Annotated in this window: 23 protein-coding genes and 1 pseudogene; 8 read left to right on the top strand and 16 right to left on the bottom strand. The window is 39.6% G+C overall.

The features are described from left to right. Together K7399_RS12585 and K7399_RS12580 are read right to left on the bottom strand one after the other, a co-directional pair. Positions 1-717 (bottom strand): DUF2271 domain-containing protein, encoded by a 717-nt coding sequence (locus K7399_RS12585; protein ID WP_028978093.1) that lies wholly within the window; start codon positions 715-717, stop codon positions 1-3. Positions 718-943: 226 nt separating this feature from the next. Beyond that, positions 944-2116 (bottom strand): MGDG synthase family glycosyltransferase, encoded by a 1173-nt coding sequence (locus tag K7399_RS12580; protein WP_028978092.1) that lies wholly within the window; start codon positions 2114-2116, stop codon positions 944-946. A gap of 174 nt (positions 2117-2290) precedes the next feature. Here K7399_RS12580 and K7399_RS12575 point away from each other — a divergent pair, with 174 nt between their 5' ends. Beyond that, complete coding sequence (locus tag K7399_RS12575; RefSeq protein WP_128167230.1) at positions 2291-3688, top strand: MFS transporter; 1398 nt, start codon at positions 2291-2293, stop codon at positions 3686-3688. Between the two features lie 89 nt (positions 3689-3777). Here K7399_RS12575 and pepT read toward each other — a convergent pair whose 3' ends face one another. Then, complete coding sequence (pepT, locus tag K7399_RS12570) at positions 3778-5010, bottom strand: peptidase T (protein ID WP_223362336.1); 1233 nt, start codon at positions 5008-5010, stop codon at positions 3778-3780. Positions 5011-5162: 152 nt separating this feature from the next. Here pepT and K7399_RS12565 point away from each other — a divergent pair, with 152 nt between their 5' ends. Then, positions 5163-6107 carry a nucleoside hydrolase gene (locus tag K7399_RS12565; RefSeq protein WP_420854098.1) on the top strand — a complete coding sequence of 315 codons (945 nt, stop codon included), beginning with the start codon at positions 5163-5165 and terminating at the stop codon, positions 6105-6107. A gap of 268 nt (positions 6108-6375) precedes the next feature. Here K7399_RS12565 and K7399_RS12560 read toward each other — a convergent pair whose 3' ends face one another. The 4 genes from K7399_RS12560 to K7399_RS12545 all read right to left on the bottom strand — a co-directional run bounded on the left by K7399_RS12560 (position 6376) and on the right by K7399_RS12545 (position 10161). Next, positions 6376-7011 (bottom strand): ABC transporter ATP-binding protein, encoded by a 636-nt coding sequence (locus tag K7399_RS12560; RefSeq protein WP_152080808.1) that lies wholly within the window; start codon positions 7009-7011, stop codon positions 6376-6378. A 13-nt stretch (positions 7012-7024) separates the two neighbouring features. Next, a complete protein-coding gene (locus tag K7399_RS12555; RefSeq protein WP_223362334.1) occupies positions 7025-7693 on the bottom strand; it encodes a hypothetical protein in 669 nt (222 codons plus the stop codon). 844 nt (positions 7694-8537) lie between these two features. After that, on the bottom strand, positions 8538-9326 hold the full coding sequence (locus tag K7399_RS12550; RefSeq protein WP_223362333.1) for an ABC transporter permease: 789 nt from the start codon (positions 9324-9326) through the stop codon (positions 8538-8540). Positions 9327-9534: 208 nt separating this feature from the next. After that, a complete protein-coding gene (locus K7399_RS12545) occupies positions 9535-10161 on the bottom strand; it encodes a hypothetical protein (RefSeq protein WP_223362332.1) in 627 nt (208 codons plus the stop codon). A 174-nt stretch (positions 10162-10335) separates the two neighbouring features. Here K7399_RS12545 and K7399_RS12540 point away from each other — a divergent pair, with 174 nt between their 5' ends. Further along, the gene (locus tag K7399_RS12540; RefSeq protein ID WP_139692245.1) at positions 10336-10740 is read left to right on the top strand and encodes a hypothetical protein; all 405 of its coding nucleotides are present in this window, start codon (positions 10336-10338) and stop codon (positions 10738-10740) included. Further along, the gene (locus K7399_RS12535; protein ID WP_176557809.1) at positions 10740-10886 is read left to right on the top strand and encodes a hypothetical protein; all 147 of its coding nucleotides are present in this window, start codon (positions 10740-10742) and stop codon (positions 10884-10886) included. The genes K7399_RS12540 and K7399_RS12535 overlap by 1 nt, the downstream gene beginning before the upstream one ends. Positions 10887-10916: 30 nt before the next feature. Here K7399_RS12535 and K7399_RS12530 read toward each other — a convergent pair. From K7399_RS12530 to K7399_RS12520, 3 genes and pseudogenes are all read right to left on the bottom strand, one after another. Further along, positions 10917-12277, bottom strand: a pseudogene (locus K7399_RS12530) (IS4 family transposase). Positions 12278-12413: 136 nt separating this feature from the next. Continuing rightward, a complete protein-coding gene (locus tag K7399_RS12525) occupies positions 12414-12527 on the bottom strand; it encodes a recombinase family protein (RefSeq protein ID WP_223362331.1) in 114 nt (37 codons plus the stop codon). Between the two features lie 682 nt (positions 12528-13209). After that, the gene (locus K7399_RS12520; RefSeq protein ID WP_223362330.1) at positions 13210-14181 is read right to left on the bottom strand and encodes an IS110 family RNA-guided transposase; all 972 of its coding nucleotides are present in this window, start codon (positions 14179-14181) and stop codon (positions 13210-13212) included. 433 nt (positions 14182-14614) lie between these two features. Between K7399_RS12520 and K7399_RS12515 the strand changes: the two genes are divergently transcribed. Further along, positions 14615-15850 (top strand): MFS transporter, encoded by a 1236-nt coding sequence (locus K7399_RS12515; RefSeq protein WP_152080804.1) that lies wholly within the window; start codon positions 14615-14617, stop codon positions 15848-15850. 33 nt (positions 15851-15883) lie between these two features. Here K7399_RS12515 and K7399_RS12510 read toward each other — a convergent pair whose 3' ends face one another. The 4 genes from K7399_RS12510 to K7399_RS12495 all read right to left on the bottom strand — a co-directional run bounded on the left by K7399_RS12510 (position 15884) and on the right by K7399_RS12495 (position 18635). Continuing rightward, positions 15884-16711 (bottom strand): SAM-dependent methyltransferase, encoded by an 828-nt coding sequence (locus K7399_RS12510; RefSeq protein ID WP_223362329.1) that lies wholly within the window; start codon positions 16709-16711, stop codon positions 15884-15886. Further along, positions 16708-17541 carry an aKG-HExxH-type peptide beta-hydroxylase gene (locus K7399_RS12505; RefSeq protein ID WP_223362328.1) on the bottom strand — a complete coding sequence of 278 codons (834 nt, stop codon included), beginning with the start codon at positions 17539-17541 and terminating at the stop codon, positions 16708-16710. Before K7399_RS12505 ends, K7399_RS12510 begins: the two co-directional genes overlap by 4 nt. Next, a complete protein-coding gene (locus K7399_RS12500) occupies positions 17525-18406 on the bottom strand; it encodes an aKG-HExxH-type peptide beta-hydroxylase (protein WP_223362327.1) in 882 nt (293 codons plus the stop codon). Before K7399_RS12500 ends, K7399_RS12505 begins: the two co-directional genes overlap by 17 nt. A 67-nt stretch (positions 18407-18473) precedes the next feature. Further along, positions 18474-18635 carry a hypothetical protein gene (locus K7399_RS12495; protein ID WP_223362326.1) on the bottom strand — a complete coding sequence of 54 codons (162 nt, stop codon included), beginning with the start codon at positions 18633-18635 and terminating at the stop codon, positions 18474-18476. 355 nt (positions 18636-18990) lie between these two features. Between K7399_RS12495 and K7399_RS12490 the strand changes: the two genes are divergently transcribed. Continuing rightward, positions 18991-19089 (top strand): hypothetical protein, encoded by a 99-nt coding sequence (locus K7399_RS12490; RefSeq protein WP_338061688.1) that lies wholly within the window; start codon positions 18991-18993, stop codon positions 19087-19089. A 161-nt stretch (positions 19090-19250) separates the two neighbouring features. Here K7399_RS12490 and K7399_RS12485 read toward each other — a convergent pair. Continuing rightward, a protein-coding gene (locus K7399_RS12485; RefSeq protein WP_223362325.1) for an IS3 family transposase occupies positions 19251-20365 on the bottom strand; the annotation gives its coding sequence in 2 pieces (ribosomal slippage) (positions 19251-20113 and positions 20113-20365; 1116 coding nt in all). A 436-nt stretch (positions 20366-20801) separates the two neighbouring features. On the opposite strand from K7399_RS12485, the gene K7399_RS12480 reads away from it, so the two are divergent. Further along, positions 20802-21332: a hypothetical protein gene (locus K7399_RS12480; RefSeq protein ID WP_223362324.1), complete on the top strand. Its 531-nt coding sequence runs from the start codon at positions 20802-20804 to the stop codon at positions 21330-21332. Positions 21333-21472: 140 nt separating this feature from the next. Here K7399_RS12480 and K7399_RS12475 read toward each other — a convergent pair whose 3' ends face one another. After that, positions 21473-21961 (bottom strand): hypothetical protein, encoded by a 489-nt coding sequence (locus K7399_RS12475; RefSeq protein WP_028978079.1) that lies wholly within the window; start codon positions 21959-21961, stop codon positions 21473-21475. A 226-nt stretch (positions 21962-22187) separates the two neighbouring features. On the opposite strand from K7399_RS12475, the gene K7399_RS12470 reads away from it, so the two are divergent. Continuing rightward, the gene (locus K7399_RS12470) at positions 22188-24503 is read left to right on the top strand and encodes a glycoside hydrolase domain-containing protein (RefSeq protein WP_223362323.1); all 2316 of its coding nucleotides are present in this window, start codon (positions 22188-22190) and stop codon (positions 24501-24503) included. The last annotated feature ends 260 nt before the right edge of the window (positions 24504-24763 follow it).

Here is a 24763-nt window from a genome sequence, read left to right as displayed (position 1 = left end):
TTATGAGCCTTGAGAACTGGTGGTTGGGTCTTGGTGAACGGAAGCGATGCGCTTGCCTGAATCGAAATTTGCCTGCACATTTTCCAGCAGTGTGCCATGTGATTTTGCACCGGCAGGCTTATAGACAGCTTGTGCCGCTGTGTCCGCATTTTTCTTGCCAATCGTAATCTTACCTGTGAAGACCACTCGATTCTGCCAGTAGATGTTGCCCTCTGCCTTATAGATGTAAGTGCCGGACTTGACCGCTTTGCCTGAGGCATCCGTACAGTCCCAATAGACGGTGTGGCTGCCGGCACTTTGTTCCGGCAGCTTAACCTGATTGATCTCGGCTTGTGATGCATGGGCCCAGTCGGCGGACTTGCGCCATTCTGGAAGCGACTCCGGACGCATCTTATAGCCACCTCCCGCGGTGAAACTGGAGGCACGTAAGGTTTTGACATAGTTTCCATTTTCATCCTCAATCCAAAAAGCAATCTGATTGCTTGCCAGCTGATCAAGATGACTGAGCCGATAGCTGATTGAGACGAGTCCAAGTGTCTTTACATCCGGGGCTTGTTGTGACGATCCGTTTTGTTGGGACGTGGCAGAGGATGCTGCTGGTTTTGACGGTTGCGTGTACGAGAATGGATTATCGGCGTGCGCAAAATGAGACATACCCGATAGAACAATGACGCCGGCACCCAGTGTGCCGACAACAGGAGCCAGTACTTTTTTCATCGATCTCACTCCTAATCCCTTTGTTCATTTTTGTAGAAAAAGTTTCTTTTATTTATTGTAGTTCAAATGCGAAAATTTTCACAATAATCGGTTTGCTGTTTTTTTTATGAATTTATGAACAACTGTTATTGATCCTTTTTTCCTTTGCTGCGCACACCATTAGTTATAGCGATCAAAAGAAAAAAACAGCGAGCATCCATAGGGATACACGCTGTTTTACAGTCCGTTAAGACTCATAGTTAATGCTATTTAGTGAAACTTCGTGAGCGACACCTGCGGGCTGCAGGTCTTCGCCGGGGATATTCAAAATAAAGTTGACAATGTTCTCCGGGATTTGAGGGTCGACATACGCTTGTTGCGATTTTTTGATCTCTTTGAGCATGGCAACATTATTATCCAGCAGTTCATTGATCGTCGGCACAAGATCATTCATCGATTCGCAGGTGATCGCTAAATGGTATTTTTCTGCAAACATCGGATTGCCCGCTTCTTGTCCTGGCAGAGCGCCTGTGATCACAATTGGCGTATTGCAGGAAACGGCTTCCATCATAACGTTCGGGCTGCTTCGGATAAAGGCAATATCGGAACTTGCAATCAAGTCCTGAATGTCACGCGTGAATCCGTAGATCTTCACCTTTTCGCTTCCATACTTCTTAACAAGTGTTTTGTTCAAGTGTTCCTGTAATTTTTCATTTCTTCCGGCTACAATAGTAATATTGAAGTTAAAAGTGTCGATCAATGTTTTTGCCATTTTGCCCATATGACCAACCCCCTCACCGCCGCTCATGAGCAGGCAGTTCAGCGGTTTGTTCGGTGAGTAATGGTCAATTTGCTTCGGCATCTGTTGATAGAAACGTTCGCGTACCGGAAATCCGATCACTTTAATTTTCTCAGATGCAACGCCGAATTCAATGCACTTTTCTTTAGCCTCTTTTGTCGGGCTGATCACATAGCTGGCACGGTTGTCCGCCCAAAATGGAGAAATGCTGATCAAATCGGCAATCAGAGTCACAAAAGGGATGTGAATGTCGTTTTTTTCAAGAATATTTAGCACCGAACCGTTAAAATTCGGGTGAACGGTCAGAATGAGATCAGGCTTAACTTTTTCGAGCAGATCTAAGAAATTGTTTTTGATTTTCATCTCGATCAAATGATTGACAAATGGCACCTTCACGGAAGTAATATCCCAGATCACTTTCCAGAGATGTTCCGAGTTTCTCGTGATGGGACCGTACATCTTACCCACTCGGAGCAAGGTGCTGCCGCCTAATGAGAAACCATCGACCACATGAATCTTAACATCCGGAACAATGTCGAATTTCTCGCTAAGTGATTCCGTAATGCTCTTGTGACCGTGTCCGGTGTAATTTGAAGAAATGATGAGTATATTTTTAATCATCGAAGATATCCTTTCTCTAACAATTGGACTGACTCGCTAGATAAGCAGTCTCTTCTGTCTACCTTACATTGTATGCTAAACTGGGACAGGAAACAATTTTTTTGTGAAAGTTATTGACCAATCGTAACAAAAAGCTTACAATTGCGCAACTAAATTTAAGGAGATCTCGTTTGTATGTCACTGCAGAAAGTTAAAACCGTTTACGCAATATCCGTCTACGTGAGCTTGGCTGCCTTTGACAATATTGTGATTGGCTTATTTCCGCCGCTCTTTTCAAACATAGCGAAAGATTTGAATGTTGCAATCTCAGCAATGGGTGTCGTGTCGGCTGTTAATATTCTAGCTACCGCATTTTCATCGCTTTTCTGGGGCTATTTGTCGGGCAAGTTTCATCGGAAACGGCTGGTCATCGTGGGTACATTGATCTGGGTGATCGGTGTGTACCTCACCGCGCTCAGCAGCTCGTACATCCATCTGATGATTTGTCAGATCATTACCGGTATTGGACTCGGCTGTGTTGCATCGATCGGATTCAGCGCGCTGACGGATTATGTGCCTTATCATTCACGCGGCATGGTCTTGAGTCTCTGGGGGATGTCGCAAGGATTCGGGGGCATTGCAGGCGCGCTGATTGCCTCAATTATCTCGTCCTTATCAAACTGGCGGCTTCCCTTTGAGGTTCTGGCAATTATTGGACTGCTGCTCATCGTCTTTTACTTTTTCGTCGAAGAGCCGCGTTTCGGCAGCATGGAACCTGAATTAAAGAAACTAATGGATCGCGGTATGAATTATACGTACCGGATCAGCCTTGGTCAGATCATGACCATGCTCAGTAAACGAAGCAATTTGCTCCTTTTCCTGCAGGGTTTTTTCATGAACATTGCAACGGGGAGTTTAATTTGGCTGCCCACCCTGTATATCGCTCGGATTAAAGCGCTTGGCTATGGGCCGGAAATCGCGATGATTGTCGCCGCCTTTCTGTATGGTATTTTTCAAGTCGGCGGGACCTTGTCCTCTTACTTTGGCTACCTTGGTGACAAGTTGCAGCGAAGGAGCTACAAGGCGCGCGCGCTGCTTACAGCTGTTTTCGTTTTTTTGACCATGCCGCTTTATATTCTATTATTTATTTTTCCAATCGATCAATTATCACTGCCAAATACAACAAATTCAGTAATTTTATTTTTTAGCTTACTGGGCGACTTGGTGACCAATCCTTGGATTTTGACGCTTTTCATCATATCACTGTTTGCGTCGGCTGCTCAGTCGGCGAATACACCGAACTGGCTGGCGCTGATTACCGATGTAAACCTACCGGAACATCGTGGTGCGGTCTTCAGCATCGCTAATTTGTTCAACAGTTTTGGACGTACGGTCGGCAATCTTGGGATTGGGGCCGTTTTGGCAATTTTATCGATGTATCTCGACAGCCCAAGCGATTACATTGTGACGATGACGATTCTGCAGCTGCCGCTGATCCCATCCGCGCTATGCTATGTGATTATGGCGAAGTATAACGTTCGCGATATTCACAAGGTGAAGGATACATTAGATAAACGCGGGAAGATTGTCTGACAACACTGTCGCTGCGAAGCCTGCTTGCGTATCAAAATAAAAAAAGGACCGCTGATCCGTTATGGATCCCGCGGTCCTTTAAGCTGAACTCAGGCTTGTTCTTCAAACAATCGTGCGATTTCAACGAGGGTTTGCGTCGCTTTGATCATATCGTTGACCGACAGGTATTCGTACTTACCGTGGAAGTTCTCGCCGCCGGTGAACAGGTTTGGTGTCGGCAGTCCCATGTAAGAGATCTGCGCGCCATCTGTGCCGCCGCGGATCGGCAGCACTTGCGGCTCAATGTCCAGATTCTTCATTGCTTGATACGCAACGTCAAAGACTTCTTTATTCTGCTCAACGATTTCTTTCATGTTGTAGTACTGATCTTTGAGTTGCAGGTCAATCGTGCCTTCACCGTATTTTTGTTCAAGCTTCTTCACGGCTTCTTGAACAAATGCTTTTTTCGATTCAAATTTTTGTTTGTCGAAGTCACGGATGATGTAGACCACCTTGGTTTGTTCCACATCGCCGCTGAAAGTCAGCGGATGATAGAATCCCTCATACCCGTCTGTAAGTTCCGGAGCCTCTTCAGCGGGCAGCAGGTTTTGAAAATCAACCGCCATTTTGATGGCATTGCGCATTTTGTTTTTTGCAGAGCCCGGATGGACGTTGCTGCCCTTAAAGATCAACTTAGCTTCAGCGGCGTTGAAGTTCTCATATTCCAGGCCGCCGAGCGCACCGCCGTCAACCGTATAAGCAAATGATGCGCCGAATGCTTTAACATCAAATTTATGCGGACCGCGGCCGATTTCTTCGTCCGGGGTGAATGCGACACGGACGTTTCCGTGCTTAATTTCCGGGTGCTGGATCAAATAATCCATGGCTGTAATGATCTCGGTAACACCGGACTTGTCATCAGAGCCAAGCAGTGTGGTACCATCGGTTGTGATCAGCGTATGCCCTTTGTAATTAAGCAATTCCGGGAAGGTTTTCGGGCTGAGCACGATGTTCTGTTCCTTGTTCAGGACGATATCGCCGCCGTCATAGTTTTCGACGAACTGCGGGTTGACGCCGTCACCGGTAAAATCGGTCGCCGTGTCGACATGCGCCATAAAGCCGACAACCGGGACGTTCTTATCTGTGTTGGCAGGAAGCGTGGCCATCACGTAGCCGTTTTGATCCATCGTCACGTCTTGCATGCCGATACTTTTCAGTTCAGCAACAAGCTGGCGCAGAAGTGTCAGCTGTCCGGGGGTCGATGGGCAGCTCGGGCTGTCATCATTGGATTGTGTATTGACTTTTACATATGAAGTGAAGCGTTTAATCAAGTCTTCTTTCAAAAGGGTCAGCCTCCTTAAATGTCTTTCCCTATTTTACCACTACGAAGCCTATAGATCATGTCTGCAGGCATGCCCAATCCTGCTTGCTCTTATTCAACCGAGTTTGTTATTTTTGAAATAGGAAAAATTGATTTTGAAGGATGGATGCTGCAATGGAACGAATGAATGTCTATTTTAATCATGATGCTGGGATTGATGACTTGGTCTCTTTATTTTTGCTGCTGCAGATGGATCAAGTGAAGGTAACGGGGGTTTCCGTGATCCCTGCCGACGGCTATTTAACGCCGGGTGTTAAGGCGAGTCGGAAAATTATTGACCGCTTTGGAAGAGAAACGGTTGAGGTGGCACGATCGAATTCTCGCGGGCACAATCCGTTTCCAAAGGAGTGGCGCATGCATCCGTTTTTTGTCGATGCGCTTCCTCTATTAAATGAATCGGGAAAAGTAGAAGCGCCGCTGAGTACACTGCCGGCGCATGAGCATTTAGCGCAGACGATCAAAGAATGTGCGGGAAAAACAACACTCCTATGTACCGGCCCCTTGACTGATGTCGCGCGTGCGCTTGACTTCGCTCCCGACATTGAGAAGAAAATCGAGCGTTTGATTTGGATGGGCGGTACATTGAATCCTATGGGTAACGTGCAGGAGCCGGAGCATGACGGGACGGCCGAATGGAATGCCTTTTGGGATCCAGAAGCAGTCGCGCGTGTTTGGCGCAGCAGCATTCCGGTGCGGATGGTCGCGCTGGAGAGTACCAATCAAGTGCCGCTTACCGTGCCGATTCGCAACCAATGGGCATCGTTGCGAAAGTATAGCGGCATCGATTTTCTTGGCCAGTGCTATGCGGCAGTTCCACCGCTTGTTCACTTTGAAACCAATTCAACGTACTACCTGTGGGATGTGCTGACGACAATGGCTGCGGGCAACCCCGAACTGGTACGTGCGAAAAAAGTGCGTACGCTCGTCCATACCGAAGAACCAAGTCAAGGACGGATTGAAGAATCTGAGGATGGGCGTGAAGTCGAGATCGTTTATGACGTGAAGGCGGACGCATTCTTTGAATCCATCGTCAGCCTCGCGAAAAAGGCACGGCAGTGAGGCTGAGGTTTTGAAGCATAAATTTTTTATGATAGGTAACAGTTAGGAGGTGCAATGGATCCAAAAGCAGCTCGCATTTGCAAATGAAACTTGGAGATACAATCATTGATTGAAAACAAAGAATCATCAACCTTCAAAAATCAAAAATAGACATCGGTATAAAATAACGATGTTTGGAAAGTCAGTAAGAGAAAAGGTGTCCAAATGCCATTAATATCAGTGGATTTGGACACTTTTTTAATATAAAAAACAGAAATGCGTGTGGAAACTAAATTTTTTCTAATTTGCATTGATTAATTTGATAAACAAAATCGCAAAGTGCGTGAATATCTGTTTGATTATGACTAGTAAGTAAAATGGTTCGCCCCTCTTCCTTGAACTTCAATAATAAACGGTGCATAATTTCTACACTTTTTTTATCTAAGGAATTAAACGGCTCATCTAAAATAAGAATCTGTTGATCTTCCATAATAGCCTGACAAATAGCTAATTTTTGTTTCATGCCTAAAGAATAGTTTTTTGTTTTTTGTTTGTAATGAGCGTCAAGGCCAACAAGACTCATCGTTTCAATGATCTTTTGATCATCAATTTTACCCTGTATTAAAGATAATTCCTTTAAGTTTTGAAAGCCGGTTTTGTTTGCAATATAGCCGGGCTGATCAATAACGATCCCTAAGTTTTCAGGAAATCTTATTTCCTTTCCTATTTCTGATCCGTTGACAAAGATTGACCCTTCATCTGGAAAAATAAATCCACAGATCATTTTAAATAATACGGTCTTGCCAGATCCATTTGGACCAACAATTCCGTATATATGTCCTTTCTCAATTTCTAAGTCAACTTGTTTTAATAAAATATTTTTCTTAAAACTTTTACTTACTTTTTTTAGCGAGATAACAGACATTACGTGGTTCCTCCTATAAGTTAGCCTTTTTTGATTTAAATAAATACACAACAATTAAATACGCAAAAAAATTGGCGAGTAATAAGATAATCGTTATACGAAGTGGTGAATAATTTTGTAAATAGCCGAAACCATTTAATCCGACAGGAACAAAGCCTCCCGGATTCATTTCAGGCAACAGGAACAGCATGAAGATACTTATCGTAATCAAACCATATGTTGGTTCTTTACTAATCCATAAAATAATAAATAAAATAAGTAGATAAAATACAAGTTGTAAAAACCCATTGATAAAAAATTGGTATATAATTTCTATTAATGTGTTTCGATATATCGTTGCATGAAAGTTAATCTTCGTTTGCATTAAGGTGGCGATCCATAGGGAAATACCAGCCAAATAGAAAAGGAAGCCAATGATTTTTATTAATACCACATAGAACCAGCTCCAGAACCATTTGGTTACACTCCTGAAACGAATCATTTTATAATAGCTCATCAAGACCATTTCCTTACCAATGTTACGATTCATCAAATAAACAAAACCAAAAAATACAATTGAATAATAAAAGAAAGGAAAGAGCATAAAATCCTCTGAACGCACACCTTTAAAAGACAACACTAAGAAATCAATGACGGTATATTGACTTGAATGAAGCAAACGAGCGGTTGAGAAAATCCCCATTAAACATAAAACCGAGTAGATAAGCACGAAAGAGTATGGCTTGATTATTGAAAATATGTACCTCTTATTTAAGTCAAGAATCTGTAAAAACAAATAGTATAGAAGAAATACGATTAGGATGACGTTTATACTTAAAAATGGTGATTTTAATGACTCAATAGACTGTATAAGAGAAAAATAGGAAGAGAGGGAAAGATACCCATATTTGCTAGGTAATAATTTATAACCTACAATCCCACCCAAAAAAATTACTGAACAAATCAATAAAATTAAATGTTTGTTCCTCGACAGAACAAATAATATAGATAAAATCAGATGTAACAAAGAAAACACTAGAATTAAAAATACTAAGTTAAAAATAAACGACGTGAGTGGTGTTTGAAAAAAATCAATGAACTTATTGAGGTAACTAGAATTTAATTGGCTAAAGCGGCTCCAATGCCAAGAAAAATGGATTCCGATAGTGATATACAGAGATAAAAACCCCCATATTAGTAGAAGAGGCGAGATATTCCACCAAAATTTTCGCAATGATTGAATGATCCAATGCTTCATTGATCCAAATCGAATTAAGGATTGATCATTAAAATCTACCAAAATTGTGACCGTAGAGATCAGTAATAGAAGAGGAATGATAAAATAAAGAATCAGATAAATATCATTTAGCAAATTAAGGGTAACATCCCAACTGTTCATTGTTGTATGAGAAAGAGAAGCGTTATATGTTATCTGTCTTTTTATTACTGAGGCATATAAATAAATAAGCACCCCTAATAGTATCCATTTAAAATCTATTACATACTTGCAGTACGCTGCCATCATTAATTTTAATTTTCTCATCGTTTTATATCATCCAATCTTCTTGATGACGAATGGCGGTGAAAAAGAGAACACAGAGAACAAAAAGAAGAAATATAAAGGGCAGTAGTACCGTCCATAGGGGCTGCTGTTCAATGTTAAACGGAAATAGCGTACTAATAGGTGAAAATTGTGGAACACCGAATACACCAGTTACAAAGTTGAAAACATGGTAAAAGAGGAACGGAGCTGATAATGCCAAAAAAGTGGACTTAATCAACAGCATCAGTAAAAACGCTAGTGTTGCGTATACGATTGCGTTTATTGATACCCAAAGGGAATAGCATACGCCATATGTAAATGAACCAAGTGATAAAACTTGCGAAAATGTTACCACTCGACCTTCTCCTCGATACATTGTAGACATGGTTGAATAATCAATGAGTTTTAAATGAGGTTCAATATACAGAGCAAAAAGAAACGAGAGAAAAACCATAAAGAAGATTACGGCACCGGTTAGGAATCCATTAATTAGCCCTTTACTCAGAATATAAATATTTAAAGGGATTCTGGGCCGCGTAAACAAAATAAAATGATTTTTTTGCTCTTGAGAAAAACTAATCAAATAAATGACAATGACTAAAATGGGAAATAATAACGGAATAAACCCATCAAGCATTGCGAAAAAAACATCTAAAGGTTTTAAAAAAACGTATCCGTGCATTTTTATGCCGAATGTTACGAGAGGTAATAATGCAATAATAGTTATCCAAACGAAAAGATTCCTAAAAGTTATGGCTCTTTTTAATTCTGTCAATAACTGAGCGACAAGCATTTACTATTGATACTCCTTTCTCCCAGATAAAATCGATGTTCAAAAGGGATGACAATCGTCGCGTTTTTATTTAATGCACAACAATCATGCTCATTTCTAATGTCTATCGTATGAAGTAAATCAAATGAAAGTCAAAGCCATACCAAAAAATTCTAAGGTGGAGAAAGAGTGATGCGATCTTTTCACTCAATTTGAACACGCCTAAAATTTAGTCTAGTTTTGATTCCAGGTAGCTGTGGATGGCTTCAGATTTATTGCCATAAGTACGAGTGATACCATAGAACTTTGAACCACCGTTTAGCTTACGACTTAGATCAGAGATGATCTCGTAAAGGTAACGGAGGGATGGTTCATCATCATAACGTTGAACTTGAAGAAACAAAGCACCGGCATTGTTTAGATCATTTAAAATCTCAGATTCTCCAAAATCCCGATTCTGTAATTTTGCGAGATTTTCGCCAAATTTTTCCCAAGATGGATCGCGTTGCAAGTCGCTCGCAGCCGAAAAGTCATGACCTTTAACGGTCACTTCGTCCAGATACGTCTTTGCTCGGCGCAATGTTTGCTTTGCCGCAGACTTGTCCTTATATGCCACTTGATTCTTATAGTGAGGGTAGTCTAACGTGAGTGAGAAGGAATACCAAGCATCCTTGTATGCATGCTCTTTCCAGGCCCGCTGCGGCAGATTTTCATGGCTTTCTGAAGCAGGAAGAAGCAGCTTTCCATCTGGAGTTATTACACTTGTTCGGGTCCACCCTTCACCATTGGCTGAGCTCACAGTCAGTCCAAATAATACCATGCTAATGATTGAGACAATAGAGAAAATCCTCTTCACGGATACAAGCCTCCCTAAAAAAATAAATCTATTATAAAGAGTACACTACCATAGTGGCAATTATCCAACAAATAGAAGGCGCCCCTAGGAAGGGACGCCATTTGGTCAGATTCAACTACTAGCTCTTGAATACGCCGATGAAAATATTGAAGATGCGAATTATCACCACATCTTTTGGCTGCAATATCTGCATTACTTTATAATAGTCTTCCCGTTGTCGCTGATTCGACAACAGACTTTGCGGGATGGGGTGGGAATCTCTTTACAGCAACAGCAAATATTTTTGAAAACAGGGAAAAAAATAAGTACACTGGAAATCTAAACGAGCGAACGTATCAGGCCGCACGTGATTATATTGGATCAAAAATTTTAAAAAGTAATTTTAGTTACTCGGATTTATTAGCAGATATTGATGCAATAAACATTGCAAATATACTAAAAATGTATAGAACTAAGCCCATTTTAACGGCAGTTAATGAATATAACGAGAGCGGAGTTTTTACTCGAGATTCAGTGATTTTTACCAAAATAGATTTAACAGTAGCGAGTCCGCTCTGCGAAATAATGCAGAGAAAATAATGATCGGTGACAATGATTATTGGGCTATCCGACAGGCTCTTAGAGGTTCTATGGGAATGGATGTACCGTATTATTCAGATGAGGAAGGCCAAGTTATTGCAGGCGCTTTTGTTGATATAATACTAGAAAAGGTACAAAGTGAATAAATTGTTTACTCCATATGGAGCAATTTATACTCAACTTTCCCACCCTAATTTGGGCAGATAAACCTTGATATAGTTGGGTAAGCTCTCAATCCATTGTGTCAGTTGACAAGTAACCCATCTTTTGATTGATTTTTTTGTTTTTGTTAGGGCGTCATGAAGAATATCCATGAGCTGCGTCAGTGCTACAGCCCAATCCAGTTCATTCATTTCGTCACAGAGTTCATAAAACATACCACCAAGAGTTCGATTATCTGTACTGCAACGGTTTTGCCAAGACAGGAGAATAAACCTTGTAAAGACAATGGTTGTGTGGCTAATCAGCAGATCGTACGATCTGCCTTGGAACTCTTTTTGAAGCTTAAGAAATGACTTCGTTGCTTTAAAAAATAATTCAATGTCCCATCTCATGCCGTACGTACGAATGATTTCCGTTCTGTAAGTGTGCAGTCGGTACTTAAGATGGCTAGCCATTCACTTTGTTTATTGCGGTTTTGAACGAACACAACTTTGACCGGGACTCCATTAGCCATTGTGGTACGAATAGAACGTAAAATTTCTTTGTGACTGGTTACGGGCTTCGACAGTCGATACAGCGTTCTTAATCCAACCCATTGAGAGCCTACTCGATAGCGCTGATTCGTTGGTTTCACCATACCAATAACATCGATACCTTGATCGGTCAAAGCCTTGATCAAAGGTTGTTGGGTAAACCAGCTGTCCATCAGAACATAGGACGCATCAATTCCGTTCGACAAGGCTCGTTTAACCATGCCAGGTATTTGTTCAGGAGCTGTTTGTAAAGCTTCAATTCGCCTTTTATAGCCGGAACAACGCTTGTCAATCGTCGAATCGATATCGTTAATTTTTGCCTTCTCTTTGCTTGAACTAAGGAGTGAAAAATCAATGGGCAGGAACGTTGATCCGTCTGACCATCCCAATGTCAGCATACGAAATCCTTTGTAGTGTCTTCTCTTGGCATGGTCAAAACAATGAGCCAAATGTTCGACGCGCTTACTGCGGTCGCGATAAAAAGATGAATCATCCAGAATGAGTACTTTAGTGTGGCAGACGCTCGTCAAACGACTGACTTTCATAATTGTGAATACGCTTAATGCAGTCAGGAAGCGGCGCCAGGCAAACTTCGGGTAGTTTAAAAAACGATAAACAGCATCCTTGCCTGGTAAGCCATCAGCTTTATTACTCTCCAGTAAACGATACCAATTTCTTTGGGTAAAGATCAGGCGAAAAATAAGCTGGAAAGGATAACCACTGGAAAAGCCGAAGGATTTTTGAATTCCTGCCTGACGTAAATGTTTTAGAATTCTCAACTCATTAAAATTCACTTTTATTTCTGATGGCAGTTGATTATTTTGACCTTTTTTCGCTATCATATAGAGGGCACCTCTTCTTTTTGGTCGTGTATTTCGTCAATATCACTATACTAAAAATTGAGGTGTCTTTCTATTTTGTCAAGGAGTGTAATGAATAGGCTACAAAGCACGTTATATCAAGGGCTATTTCGGATTTTTACTCTGCGAAAGTTGAGTCATTACAATTATATTTTTTTAGTAAGTCAAGTTGTCGTGCTAAATCCTGTTGACGTGTACTTACTCGAGCATAACCATAGACATAAGATTCCATAATAAAAAACCACCTTCTGACTTTAATAATGGTTATAGAGATATAGTTTATGAGCAATGTTTTAATACATAAGATTCAACGAAATAGCTGTAACTTATGACAAAAAGAAAAACGTCTCAAAAACAATCGTTTATGAGTTGATTGTTGGATCAATTACACTGATATGAACAAAACTGTCAATACCCCCACTACATTGGATTGGATCAGCTGTTTTATTCCAACTTTAAGAAGAGAAGCTCTTGGGCTTCTTTTTTTCTTTCAACTCCATCACTCCACTGCGTCTCTTTTGAATTCACCTTCTTTTTTTATGAACGAATACTTTCTAGAGCGATTCGAGCGCACGGCTCGAAGGCAAAAATCTCCTCGCCGATGAGTATACTGATATCCGTGGGTTTTCACATTTTATCGTTCCGTCTCAGGATCTGTCACGAACTCGTTTCGTGCATTCACCTCAATTCAAGCGAGCACATGTGTAAGTCGTGCGTTATCCCTTACGGTTTTCATCTTTGCCTTCCAGCCCTATTCTCAAGTCCTTCTCTTCTTTTATTTTTTCTACAACGAAACAAGATACGAGCACCCTTTGACAGGGAGAGGTGGGCGTGGTAGGCTGGGAAGCCGTGCAAAACTCAAGCTGGCCACCTTTTGCGGGAAAACAGCGCCCACAGAGGCTCCCTGTCAAAGGTCATGCAGTGCGCTCCTCATTGAGAGTGACCGTTTTCGGTTCGTCAAGCTGTTGCGTGAGTGCCCAAACAAACCCAGCGAGTTCCCGTGCGATCGCCGTCACTACTTTTCCTGCTTCCTTACCTCTTCCCATTAAACGGAAATACTTTGTGTGCAAGCGCGTCTGTGCTTTCCAAGCAATGCCTAAAAGCTGTGGCGGTTGATTTTCTTGACGCTTTTTCAAAGCACCCTTAACGGCCGGCTGATAACGATAACTCCATGCGGATTCAATGAGCAGCCGTCGAACATGACGATTACCTGTTTTTGTGATTTTCCCCTGTCGCCGGGATTCGCCACTCGAGTGCTCGCTAGGGATGAGCCCGGTATAAGCCATGAACTGTCGCGCAGTCTGAAATCTCTGAAATGATCCTATTTCCGCTACAAGGCTTGTGGCTGTGATGATTGAAATGCCACGAAAAACTTGAAGCGCCTGAATCATCGACGCATGGTGTCCTTCTTTTGCTTGACGCTCAATTTCCTTTTCTAAACGATTTAAGCGAAGTTCAATGTCTTTGAGTGTGTGCAAGTATTCCTGAAAAACTACCAAAGAGGCGCTTTTCTCGAACGAAAGTTTATCGAGCCAATCTTTGTACGCTCGGGTCCACTTTCGTACTCCACTAGGTTCTTTGATTTCGTTCCGCAAAAGAAACTTCGTAAGCCGATGCTTCGCGCGCAATTCATCTTCTTTGACATCTTCCCGTGCACGGACGAGATCACGGAGTGCTTCATCGTCTTCACTGGGAACATAAATAGGGGTGAGTTCACCTGCTCGATATAATTTTGCCAGCTGCAGAGCATCACGTCGATCTGTTTTGACACGATTACCCGGCTTTTGCGGAATCAGGGACGGAGCAATGACTTCGCAATAAATATCCATCGCCTTGAAGTAAACGATAAAGACCATATCCGGTGGGTCCGGCCTCGTAGCAGACACGCAACTGGCTCGGATCCCCTAATCGGCTCATTTGTTTCCGAATCGCTTCTGGTCGATAAGGAATCATCGCGATGTACTGGGGCTGGTTTCTTCCTTCTTCGGCAACCGCAACCGCGTGCTAGCTCCCTTTCGTATGATGGCTCTGTTTGAGGATTTGAAAGTCTCTTTCATTTTTCCCCATTTAATCCACGATTCTACAATCAAGGGGGCTAGTTTTGTTCATGATAACTCAATATATTGGGGTGCAAAAAATGGATTTTTCTAATCACGTAAATTATAATATTTGTATTGTCGTATATATATTGCGGAGTGATTAAAATATGTGAATTGTCATTGTTATAATAACTTGTCTGTTAAATAGCTACAGCGGTGAGTATATACGCTAATTTACTCATTCTTTTGAGCTACATTTAGAACAGAAAGGAATTAGATAATGACAAAAAAATATTCGTTTAGATTTCTTTGGATTGGGCAATCTTTGGCCAATTGTGGAGATGTATTTTATATTGTCGGATTGATGACTGTCGTCTATGTTGTTACCAAATCAGCTATTCTTATGACTGTCATTCCTTTTTTAACTACAGTCATAAGATTTATCAGCGGCATTTTGGCTCCACTAATTCTGAATAAATTGGGCTTAAAAGGTACTTTAGTTAGCTCACAAATTGGTAAGACCCTCTTTTTATTTTTTATGGCGCTTACTTTAACCCTCCATCTTTTTGGACCGAATTTTCTTGTCGTGTTCTTTTTTGTTGCTTGTATCAGCTTTCTTGATGGTTGGGCATCACCTGCCAGAAATGCCATGGTTCCAATGCTTATAGACCGGGATAGGTTGGTAAATGCTAATGGCTTTTTGTCGATATTAGATCAATCTATTAATTTAAGTGGATGGGCATTGGGAGGCATGTTGGCAGCGCTTATAGGTGGGGCAAATATAGTTTGGACGACTTTTTTTCTGTTCATTATTTCATCCATCTTTATGTTCATGATTAAGATCGATACTTCAATTAATAATTCCCGAAAAAATAATTCATCAGTTGGGCATTTTGAAGTAATGAGAGAAGGATGGCATGCTATTTGGCATAAGCCTGTTTTACGTATCATCAGTATTACTGATATGATCGGAACCATTGCCTCAGTGGTTTGGATGGCAGCCATTGTTTTAGTATTCGTTCATCAGGCATTACGGGTCAATGAATCGTGGTGGGGATTTATAAATTTCAGCTTTTTTGCTGGCCTTATTGTTGGTGGTTTAATCAGTATTAGACTTTCTGACCATATAAATAAACATTTAAAAGTTGTCTCTTTAGTGGGCTTGTTCATGACTGGCATTGCTACAATGCTCTTTGGATGGAATACGTTCCCTTTACTTGCATTGATTTTTTCGGCTGTAGTTGGGATTTTCGACCAGCTAAGAAATGTGACCTTTGAAACGCTCATCCAAACAAATACCAAGTCAGATTTATTGGCACAAGTTTATTCAGCTCAAGATGCGATGTATTCATTGTCTTATGGCATAGCCACTTTGGTTTTTGGATATCTCACCGATAAAATCGGAGTTCAACTTGTTTTCACTTTATCTAGTGGGCTTTTGTTTATTTCGTTTATATATGTTATGGGTTCCAAAAATTATCTTGTTAAACCTGAAGATGTCAGAGCGGATGAGTAATTAATCACGGAAAGAAAAAAGCGAGGGATGATTTCATCCTTCGCTTTTTTCTAATACATTTAAAAATTTATTATTAATTATTTCAACGGGTGTTCCTGGTATAAATAAACTTGAATCAACTGTTATAAAGTCACTAAGCTTTTCCAGATCTGATATTGGGCAATTTGTTACTATAGCCTGTTTTCCATTTTTATTAATTGACCTAATTAATTTTACTTTATGATCTGGTGGAAATGTTTTAAGTAGGAAGTTTTTAAATAGATTTAAATGATTATGCAGCGAAAGATTTGAATATTCCGTCCGTTCATTACCAACCGAGCATATATGGTACACATAATAATCCATTCTAGGATCAAGATGTAGTTGATAAAGTAAAGCCCTATTTGCATCCAGTATTACAGCCCCATAGTCAAGTGGATCTCTTGACAAGTCATTAATCATAGTATCAAAGCTTGATATACCATCGAATTTATTTAAGTATATTTCTCCCTTTTCCTCTAGTTTCTGTAAATTTTTTATCCAACTTACCCCAACTTGTGGATGACCTGGTACTAAAACAGCTGTATCTCCAAAATTCCGCGCCTTCTCTACTATTCTTTCTGTTATTCGTCTATAGTTATCTTGATCTCGTGCCCCCTCTTTGTAGAGGTCACCTAGATTTTCAGGATCAGGGACATTCAAAAAGTTTTCCAGCCAATTTTTGTTTATTTTTTCAAAAGGAAAAAATAAAACCTTTGAAGATTTGCGAATCACATCTATCACCTCCAAGGTGAGTTGTTTCGCTCCCCTTACACCCGTGCCTAAAATATTCACAACGGGTAAGGTATCTATTGAATTCATATTATACGGATGCGCTATCATAAATTCACTTTCTTTCCACTGTTTTTATTTAGCCATTCATAGGCTTTTTTTAAAAGGTATTTCATACGATCTCCTAGAATATCCCGGGCTGCCTCATGGCTGTTAATCGCAGTTAAGGAGTATAATCCCTTGCGTAATAAAGAACTGTTCTCTCCATGGACAGAATTATTATCCAATGAATAGTTCCAATTTTTTCGTAAATTTAAAATTTCGGTGGCAACCAATATACTATGCGCCACCCCATCCAATGGTCTTTTTGTATCTCTTATCGCAGAAGGTAACCAGTATTGCTTTTGATTTAATTTTTCTGGTTGAATATAATGCCCGAACCTACTTTCGTCTAAGTAAAGAACATTGTGCGTAAACTCATGAACTAAAGATTCAATAATATCAAGCTTTGTCCAATTATTGTTTGGCTGTATCCAAATAACCCCAAGGGTATTAGGACTAGACGATGATCCTGCAATGGAAACTGAATCAGTAATAAATATAGTTTTTACCACAATACTAAATATTTCATAGTATTCGGAATCGTTTTTTTTTAGATAATCTAATGCTGAGTTTACTTTCAGACAAAATAAATCCATTTTTTGCTCATTTGGTTGCCCACATTGATCGAGTTTAAATGTGTGGACTAAATACTCCCATCTCTTTCCTGAAGTAAGGAGTTCCAAGTTTGTCGAAGTTGATATAACTTGGTTTGCTTCAGAAAGAAAATTTGCAAACCCCTTTTTTAAATCAGGGATAGTTAATTTTTTATCTTCATCCAAATATGGATAAGAAAAAGTATAAATATTTTTCAGAATTTCACTTTTAGTGAGAACATACATGGCTTATGTCATCCCCCACTAATTTTAACTTCGATAAACAAATATCTAACATTTTAATCGCTCGTTCATTTAACATCTTTTTTTCAATGCCTACGGATTTTATAGATTTCAGCGAGACTAAAGTCATAGAAATAAGATCGTTTGTCTCTGGATGAAGTACATGTGGTACCACATCTCCAATTATATTTTTTCGAAACATTAGTATTTCTGTGGCAACTATTGCACTATGATACGCTTTATCAAGTGGTCTTCTTTTCCCCCTAATGGCGGACACCGCAAATGTCTCCGGATCAGTTAGCTTATTTTTATTTGTGAAAATACCATAACACCGTTCGTATAGGAAAATCATTGTATGGCATAGCTCATGAATTAACAATTCATAGTAATCTATTTTATTCCACCTATCTGATGGATTCACCCATAACACACCAACTGCGTTACTTGTTGTTCCGCCTTGTGCGGATTGAGAGGGCGCGTAGAACACAGAATCCATAGCAAGATTGAATAACCATTTAAAGGATTTGTATTTTTCCCCAAGTTCAATCATTGCTGAATGTGTCTCTTTTAAAGCAAAGTTTTTTTTATAATTAAATTTATTCTGGCTATCTCCTAGATCATAATCAACATCATCTAAAAGACTTTTAGCCCCAAATATACTACTGAGGGATCGAGTTAATTCGTTGCTCTCCACAAAATTAATTTCATTTGTTTTTGAATGAGGAACATCAGGTTGAATTTCGCTCAAAAATTTCCTGTACCCCTTCTTCAAATTTTGATAGTTAATTAGATTTTGATTGGTACAGTATGATTTGGATAACACTTGAACTATTTTCAAGTTTTCTTTTAGTCCCAGTAAATCGAGCATTAATGTCCCTCCTTTAAAATAAAAAAGTATCATGGTAAATTTGGAGTTACCATGATACTTTTCATGCTTATTTGTTTTCTGGTTCAGCAGCAAACATACGAAAGATATTAACGTTCTTCGCGACTGTTTTACTCATTTCTTTCGCTTCGTTTACGTCCTTATCAGTAATTTCATTTGCCACTTCATTTAACAGAGAATCCAAGGAAAGAGCATTTAATTGAGTTGACATTCTTATACCTCCCATAAAATGTTGTATTTTTAAAACATCTTTATTCTAATATCCGCAACAAAATAATTCAATAGTTGTGACTAATATCATATTAAAAAATATTTAGACAATATTTTCAACATAAAAAGTGATTGCTTATTTGCTATTGATTCTCCATTGGATTTTTATTGATTCAAAAATTCGGGAGAACAAATCTATAGATAAGGACTTGACGGAAAAATTTTAGACGTACAAAGAATTTCAGGTTTTTTTATTGGAGGAAGTTCTTGGTGCAAAATATAATTTAAAGAATGCGCGAAAATAAATTAAAAGTAACAGCCTAAAGAAATATGGACGTCAGCAAATCCTTCATGCGATGCAATTACTCGAAAACCACTCTTATAAAGAAGTAGTTGAGTTGACTGGGATCAGTAAGAGCACATTGGCAAGATCTAAGCGCAATTTATACAACTAGGTTGATTTATTTATTCTCATGGAATAGCCTGTCCAGATATAGCCTTTATTGGGTATTCCAATTCGGTAAACGGTTATCACGACAAGGTTGATTATTTATTTAGCAAACCTTAGCAGTAAAACTCTACTAATTGGTATGTCAACACTAAATCGAACAATTTTTTAAAGGTGTGTCAACTTGTATTCAGTCGGTGTCTGGTAATCTAGTGAACCGTGTATTCGGATGTTGTTAAACCAGTTCACATAGTCAAATAATTCAAGATCAAGTACTTGTTGGTTAGGAAAAACGCGGTTACTGATAAACTCAGTTTTAATCGTCTTGAACGTAGCCTCGCGGGCGGCGTTGTCATAAGGCGTCCCTTTGTGACTCAATGAGCGGCCGATGTGAAATGTTTCCAGCGCCTGGTCAATGAGCTTGTTCTTAAACTCATTGCCTCGATCTGTATGGAATAATTCAAAGCTGCTTAGATCGCTTTTTACGGTGGAGAAGGCACGGTAGACTAAGCGGGCATCTTTATTTGGGCCCGAACTATAGCCAATAATCTCGCGATTATACAAGTCAACCAGCACGCAGATATAATGCCATTTTTGCTGCACGCGAACATAGGTCAGATCACTGACAACAACCTTCAGTTCCTTCTCCTGATGGAATTGACGATTCAACGTATTTCCAACGGGAGATTCGTTACAACCCGTTTTATGCGGCTTAAACTGAGCGATGGTGTATTTTGAGACTAACCCCTGTTCTTTCATCATTCGCCCGATGCGTCGCCGTGAGACCTGCTTCCCTGATTTCTCAAGTTCTTTTTTGATTTTCCGCTGTCCATAGATCGACCGGCTGTCTTTAAAGATTTGAACCACTTGACGCGTCAATTCCTGGACTTGCTCTTGTTCTTCACGGGCTGTAGCTTCGTAATAGTACGTACTGCGAGAAAGTTGTAGGACGTCGCACATTGCGCTTGCCGAGTATTTGTGACGGTTCTGACGGATCACATCTACTTTCGTCCCGAGACCCGTGCGGCTTGTTTTAAAATATCATTCTCCATTCTCAGTTGTTGATTTTCTTTTCTTAAATGAATGAGTTCTTCCTGTTCAGGCGTTCGGTTGTCTTGCTCCTTGAAGGAACCGCTCGTCTCGTGTTGACGAATCCATTTATCAAAGGCCGAAGGCGTGAGATCGTATTCTTTGATGATTTCATGTCTCGGTTTTCCTGAAGCATGTAAACTGACAATCTGTTCTTTAAACTCTTTTGAGAAGCTTCTCCGTTCCCGTTTCATTTTTCCGGTCTCCCTTGGTATATTTGAACCAAGTGTACATGATATCTGTCCAATTAAGTGTAACCTATCCACCGACACCTTCAACTGTAAGACAACAGTATATGCCGAAAGGTAAGGGGTATTCATGAATTAAAGAGAAAAAACTTTGCCGCGAGTGGAGGTGTGATAATGCTTATTTGGCCTGGTGTCGAAAGCGCATCAGCAAAAGGTCTAATCATTGAAACAAAAGAGGAACAACGCCCTGATCGAATTCTTCATTCTACATCGTCATGTCGCATCGTTTGATCAACTTTCGATAAAATTCGATTGTCGATGAAGCAAAGGATATTTACGGATAATGATGGCGTGGTGATTTCACCATTGCTAATTTAAATAAATTGAGGTGATATAAATGCGTTGTTATCTTATGTATTCAGGACAGCCCGGATGGGATTGTATGCTACACGCCACTGACGGTTCAGAAATTAGAGCGCGTTTTGGGCAGATATGCTGGCTGAAAGGATGGACTTCAAACGGCGTTCGCTTCAGTATTCGAGATTTACACAATACTGTTCCTAATGACAACTATCCTGATTTTTATGCTTGGGATGCTGGCTCAGATCATTTTGAAACTGAGGCATGGGATTATACTTATGGAGCAGGATTTATTATGAGATTATGTCCACCGTATGACTTTAATGTTCACAGACATGGTTCAGGATATCGGTATCTTGATGGGTCAAAATATGGTCTTAATGAAGGGGTAAATATTTATGATAATAACGGGAATAATTTTGGATATATTGGAAAAGATTGCAAAATTTTGATTCCTAATGGTAATTATGGATATACACCGTCATGGGACGTTCACGGAAAGATATTTGTTTCTGGCTGGCAGTATCCTGATGGAGATTATCATTTACAGTCTGGCTTCATAGATCATGATCCTACTCAGTGGCCCTCTGAACATGGATTGAATACTTGGTGATTTATTATAGGCGATCCTCGGGTCGTTTTTTTTTATACATACTTTTCACAAAGTGATCTTTCTTGTGAAATGGAGAAGTTTCTTCTGCGTAATTTCAACGATCAAATATTGAGTCGGATCGGCAATTGATTCGACGGTATTTATTCTTGTAGATCAAGAATTTTTTGTTTATCGGATGCAAGTTGTGAAAGGTCTTTGCTTTTCCAACGGTATAAAATGTCTGCATAAATATCGGCATGTTTCAGTTCGTCTTGACGGATAGACAGAGCATACAGCAGACCTGCAACTGTAGTATCAATGATCTGATCAGGTTCGTTTGCCATGAAAGATAGATAGTTTTGAAAGTAATGATCGTCGATTAGATTTTTGGGATCCGTATTATGCGATCGGTCGAAACCGGATGTAATCACCGTTTGATTGTTATTTGTTTTTTTCATAAATACATCAAGGCCATAAGAACCGGGCAGATTACTACTCTTATCTTGGTAAGGTGCAGATGAAACTTGAGGCCCCTTTTTAGTGGTGGCAACCTCAGCGTTACTTGACCACGGCCTATATACGAGAAGACTTATCAGGCATAAAAGCACAACAAGTAACGTTCCCAGTGTGAACAGCTTTATTTTGTCCATTCATAGCTCCCTCCTTTTCCTACCACCGTACCGCAACCGCATTCATTTTTCAATATGGAAGACGATCACAGTTAAAGAAAGATAAAACAATTCAACAAGGGGATAAGTCGAATAGTAGCCCGAATAAAGGCGTTGCAAAACTTTCGTGGAAAACGTCGTCACAAAACAAGTTTCTGAGAGACACATTGAGGTGTAAGTGATTAAAAAAACTTAAGTGGGTGATTTGATGGATGAAATGGTATTAGAAGCGCAACTATGGGTGAACGATACTTATTCTGGGATAACAGGATATGTTCCAGCCCCAACAACCGGACAAACGGGGTGGTCAACAATGTACGCCCTAACGAGGGCTTTACAAATTGAATTGGGAATTGGTACTCCAGCCGATAATTTCGGAGATGGAACAGCCACTGCTTATCGACAGTGGGGCGAGATGGAGATGGGTAGTGTTCCGGTTGATCAGAAGGGCATCAATATTGTGAAGATACTTCAATCAGCTATGTACTGTAAAGGTTATGGTCCAGGTGCTATTAACGGAACTTTTGGAGAAGGAACGAAAAGAGAAGTAGTTAAACTTCAAACGAATGCAGGGCTACCAATTAGAGATGGGAAGGTTTATGACTATATTTTTAAAGCATTTTTAATCATGGATGCCTATGTTCAGGTTCCTGATGGTGATCCAAGAATTAGAGAGATGCAACGGGATCTCAATTACAATTATTACACAACCTCTGGTGTTCAACCAACAGATGGCCAATATCAAAGAGGTACAAACAGAGCTTTAATTTATGGCATTCAGACGGAAGAAGACATTGATCCGGAACAGCAAACGGGTTCTGTTGGTCCAGCAACAACAGAACGACTGCCAACTTTAAAGGTTGGAAGTAATGGGGTATTCGTTAAATTATTACAATATGCATTATATGTTAATGGTTATGATTCGGGAGTTTTTGATGGAATTTACGGAAATGGGATGAAAAATACTGTTATTGAATTTCAAAATTTTGTTGCACTAACAGCTGATGGAATTGCTGGAAAGCAAACTTGGTTATCTCTTCTTCAGAGCAAGGGGGATCCCAATCGTAAGGGAACAGCTTGTGACTGTGTCACGGAAATTACTTATCCTAGAGCACAGGCATTAAAAAGTGCTGGATATAAAACGGTGGGGCGTTATCTTGTAAATGTTGTAGAAGGAATTGATAAAAAAATCAAACCAAACGAGTTAGATGTTATTTTTAATAATGGATTAACCGTATTTCCAATTTATCAAACCGTTGGTAATGAGGCAAAATATTTTAATCAAACTCAAGGGAAAGCTGATGTCCAAGATGCCTACACTGCTGCAAAAAACTATGGCTTTAAAAGCGGCACCACAATATATTTTGCTGTAGATTTTGATGCTTTAGGTAATGAAATAACGAATAATATCCTTCCCTATTTCCAAGGAATTAATCAGCAAATGAATTACCTTGATAGTTACTATGAAATAGGTGTTTATGGGCCAAGAAATGTATGTACACAGGTATCTGATAGAGGTTGGGCAGCTACAAGTTTCGTCAGTGACATGTCTACAGGCTTTAGTGCTAATTTAGGATATCCATTACCAACAAACTGGGCTTTTGATCAAATTTCAACGATTAATATCGGCTCTGGAGATTCATTAATTAAAATTGATAATAATATAAAGTCCGGACGTGATCATGGGGTTTCCAGAATAGAGGTTTCAGATAATTTTAATCAGGAATTTTATAAACAGCTTGGTCAGATTCAACTTTTAGCTCTTGAGTATGCTGATAGAAATATTGAGGATGCTAATTATCTTACAACTAATTATTATCGAAGAGGAAGATATGAAGGCGTATCGTGGACGATGACATCCGGCGATTTTAATGAAGATTTCGAAACATTTGTAAATAATTCGATTGGAGACAATAGTTTTGTAATGGAAACCGATCCAGTTTCAAAATCTGATATAATTGATTCACCGCATCTTTTGGCCACACTATCAGCATTACTGTATAATACTCTTCCAATTGTTGAAGATTCAACAACAGATTTTGCAGGATGGGGAGGGGATTTATTTACGGCAACGGCAAATATTTTTGAAAACAGGGAAAAAGATAAGTACACTGGAAATCTAAACGAGCGAACCTATCAGGCCGCACGTGATTATATTGGCTCAAAAATATTAAAAAGTAATTTAAGTTACTCGGATTTGTTAGCAGATATTGATGCAATAAACATTGCTTATATACTAAAAATGGATAGAACAAAACCTATTTTAACAGCAGTTAATGAATATAACGAGAGCGAAGTTTTTACTCGATTTAGTCATTTTTATCAAAATAGATTTAATGGAAATGAGTCCGCTCTGCGAAATAATGCAGAGAAAATAATGATCGGTGATAATGATTATTGGGCTATCCGACAGGCTCTTAGAGGTTCTATGGGAATGAATGTACCCTATTATTCAGATGAAGAAGGCCAAATTATTGCAGGTGCTTTTGTCGATATAGTACTAGAAAAGGTACAAAGTGAATAAACTGTTTGCTTCATATGGAGCAAATTATAGTATAAAAGTAACATTGGACAGAAGAAAGTGGGTGGTTAAATATTAAAAAATATCTAGGTTTCATTTCATTTATCAGCGCCAGTGTTTCTTTTTATTTCCTTTTTGTGAAAAATTCAGAAAATATACTTTGGACATTCTCGGTATTTTTGGGGATTGTACTAAGTACGATTTTAGCAATTAAGTCCCCAAAAGGAATTTTCAAATATCTCACATTTTTAATATTAGTACCC

Origin of the sequence: Sporolactobacillus terrae (assembly GCF_019930545.1) — a bacterium.
Classification (GTDB): Bacteria; Bacillota; Bacilli; order Bacillales; family Sporolactobacillaceae; genus Sporolactobacillus; species Sporolactobacillus terrae.
The sequence above is the reverse complement of the archived record's forward strand: the minus strand, read 5'-3'. Positions and strand labels throughout refer to the sequence as shown.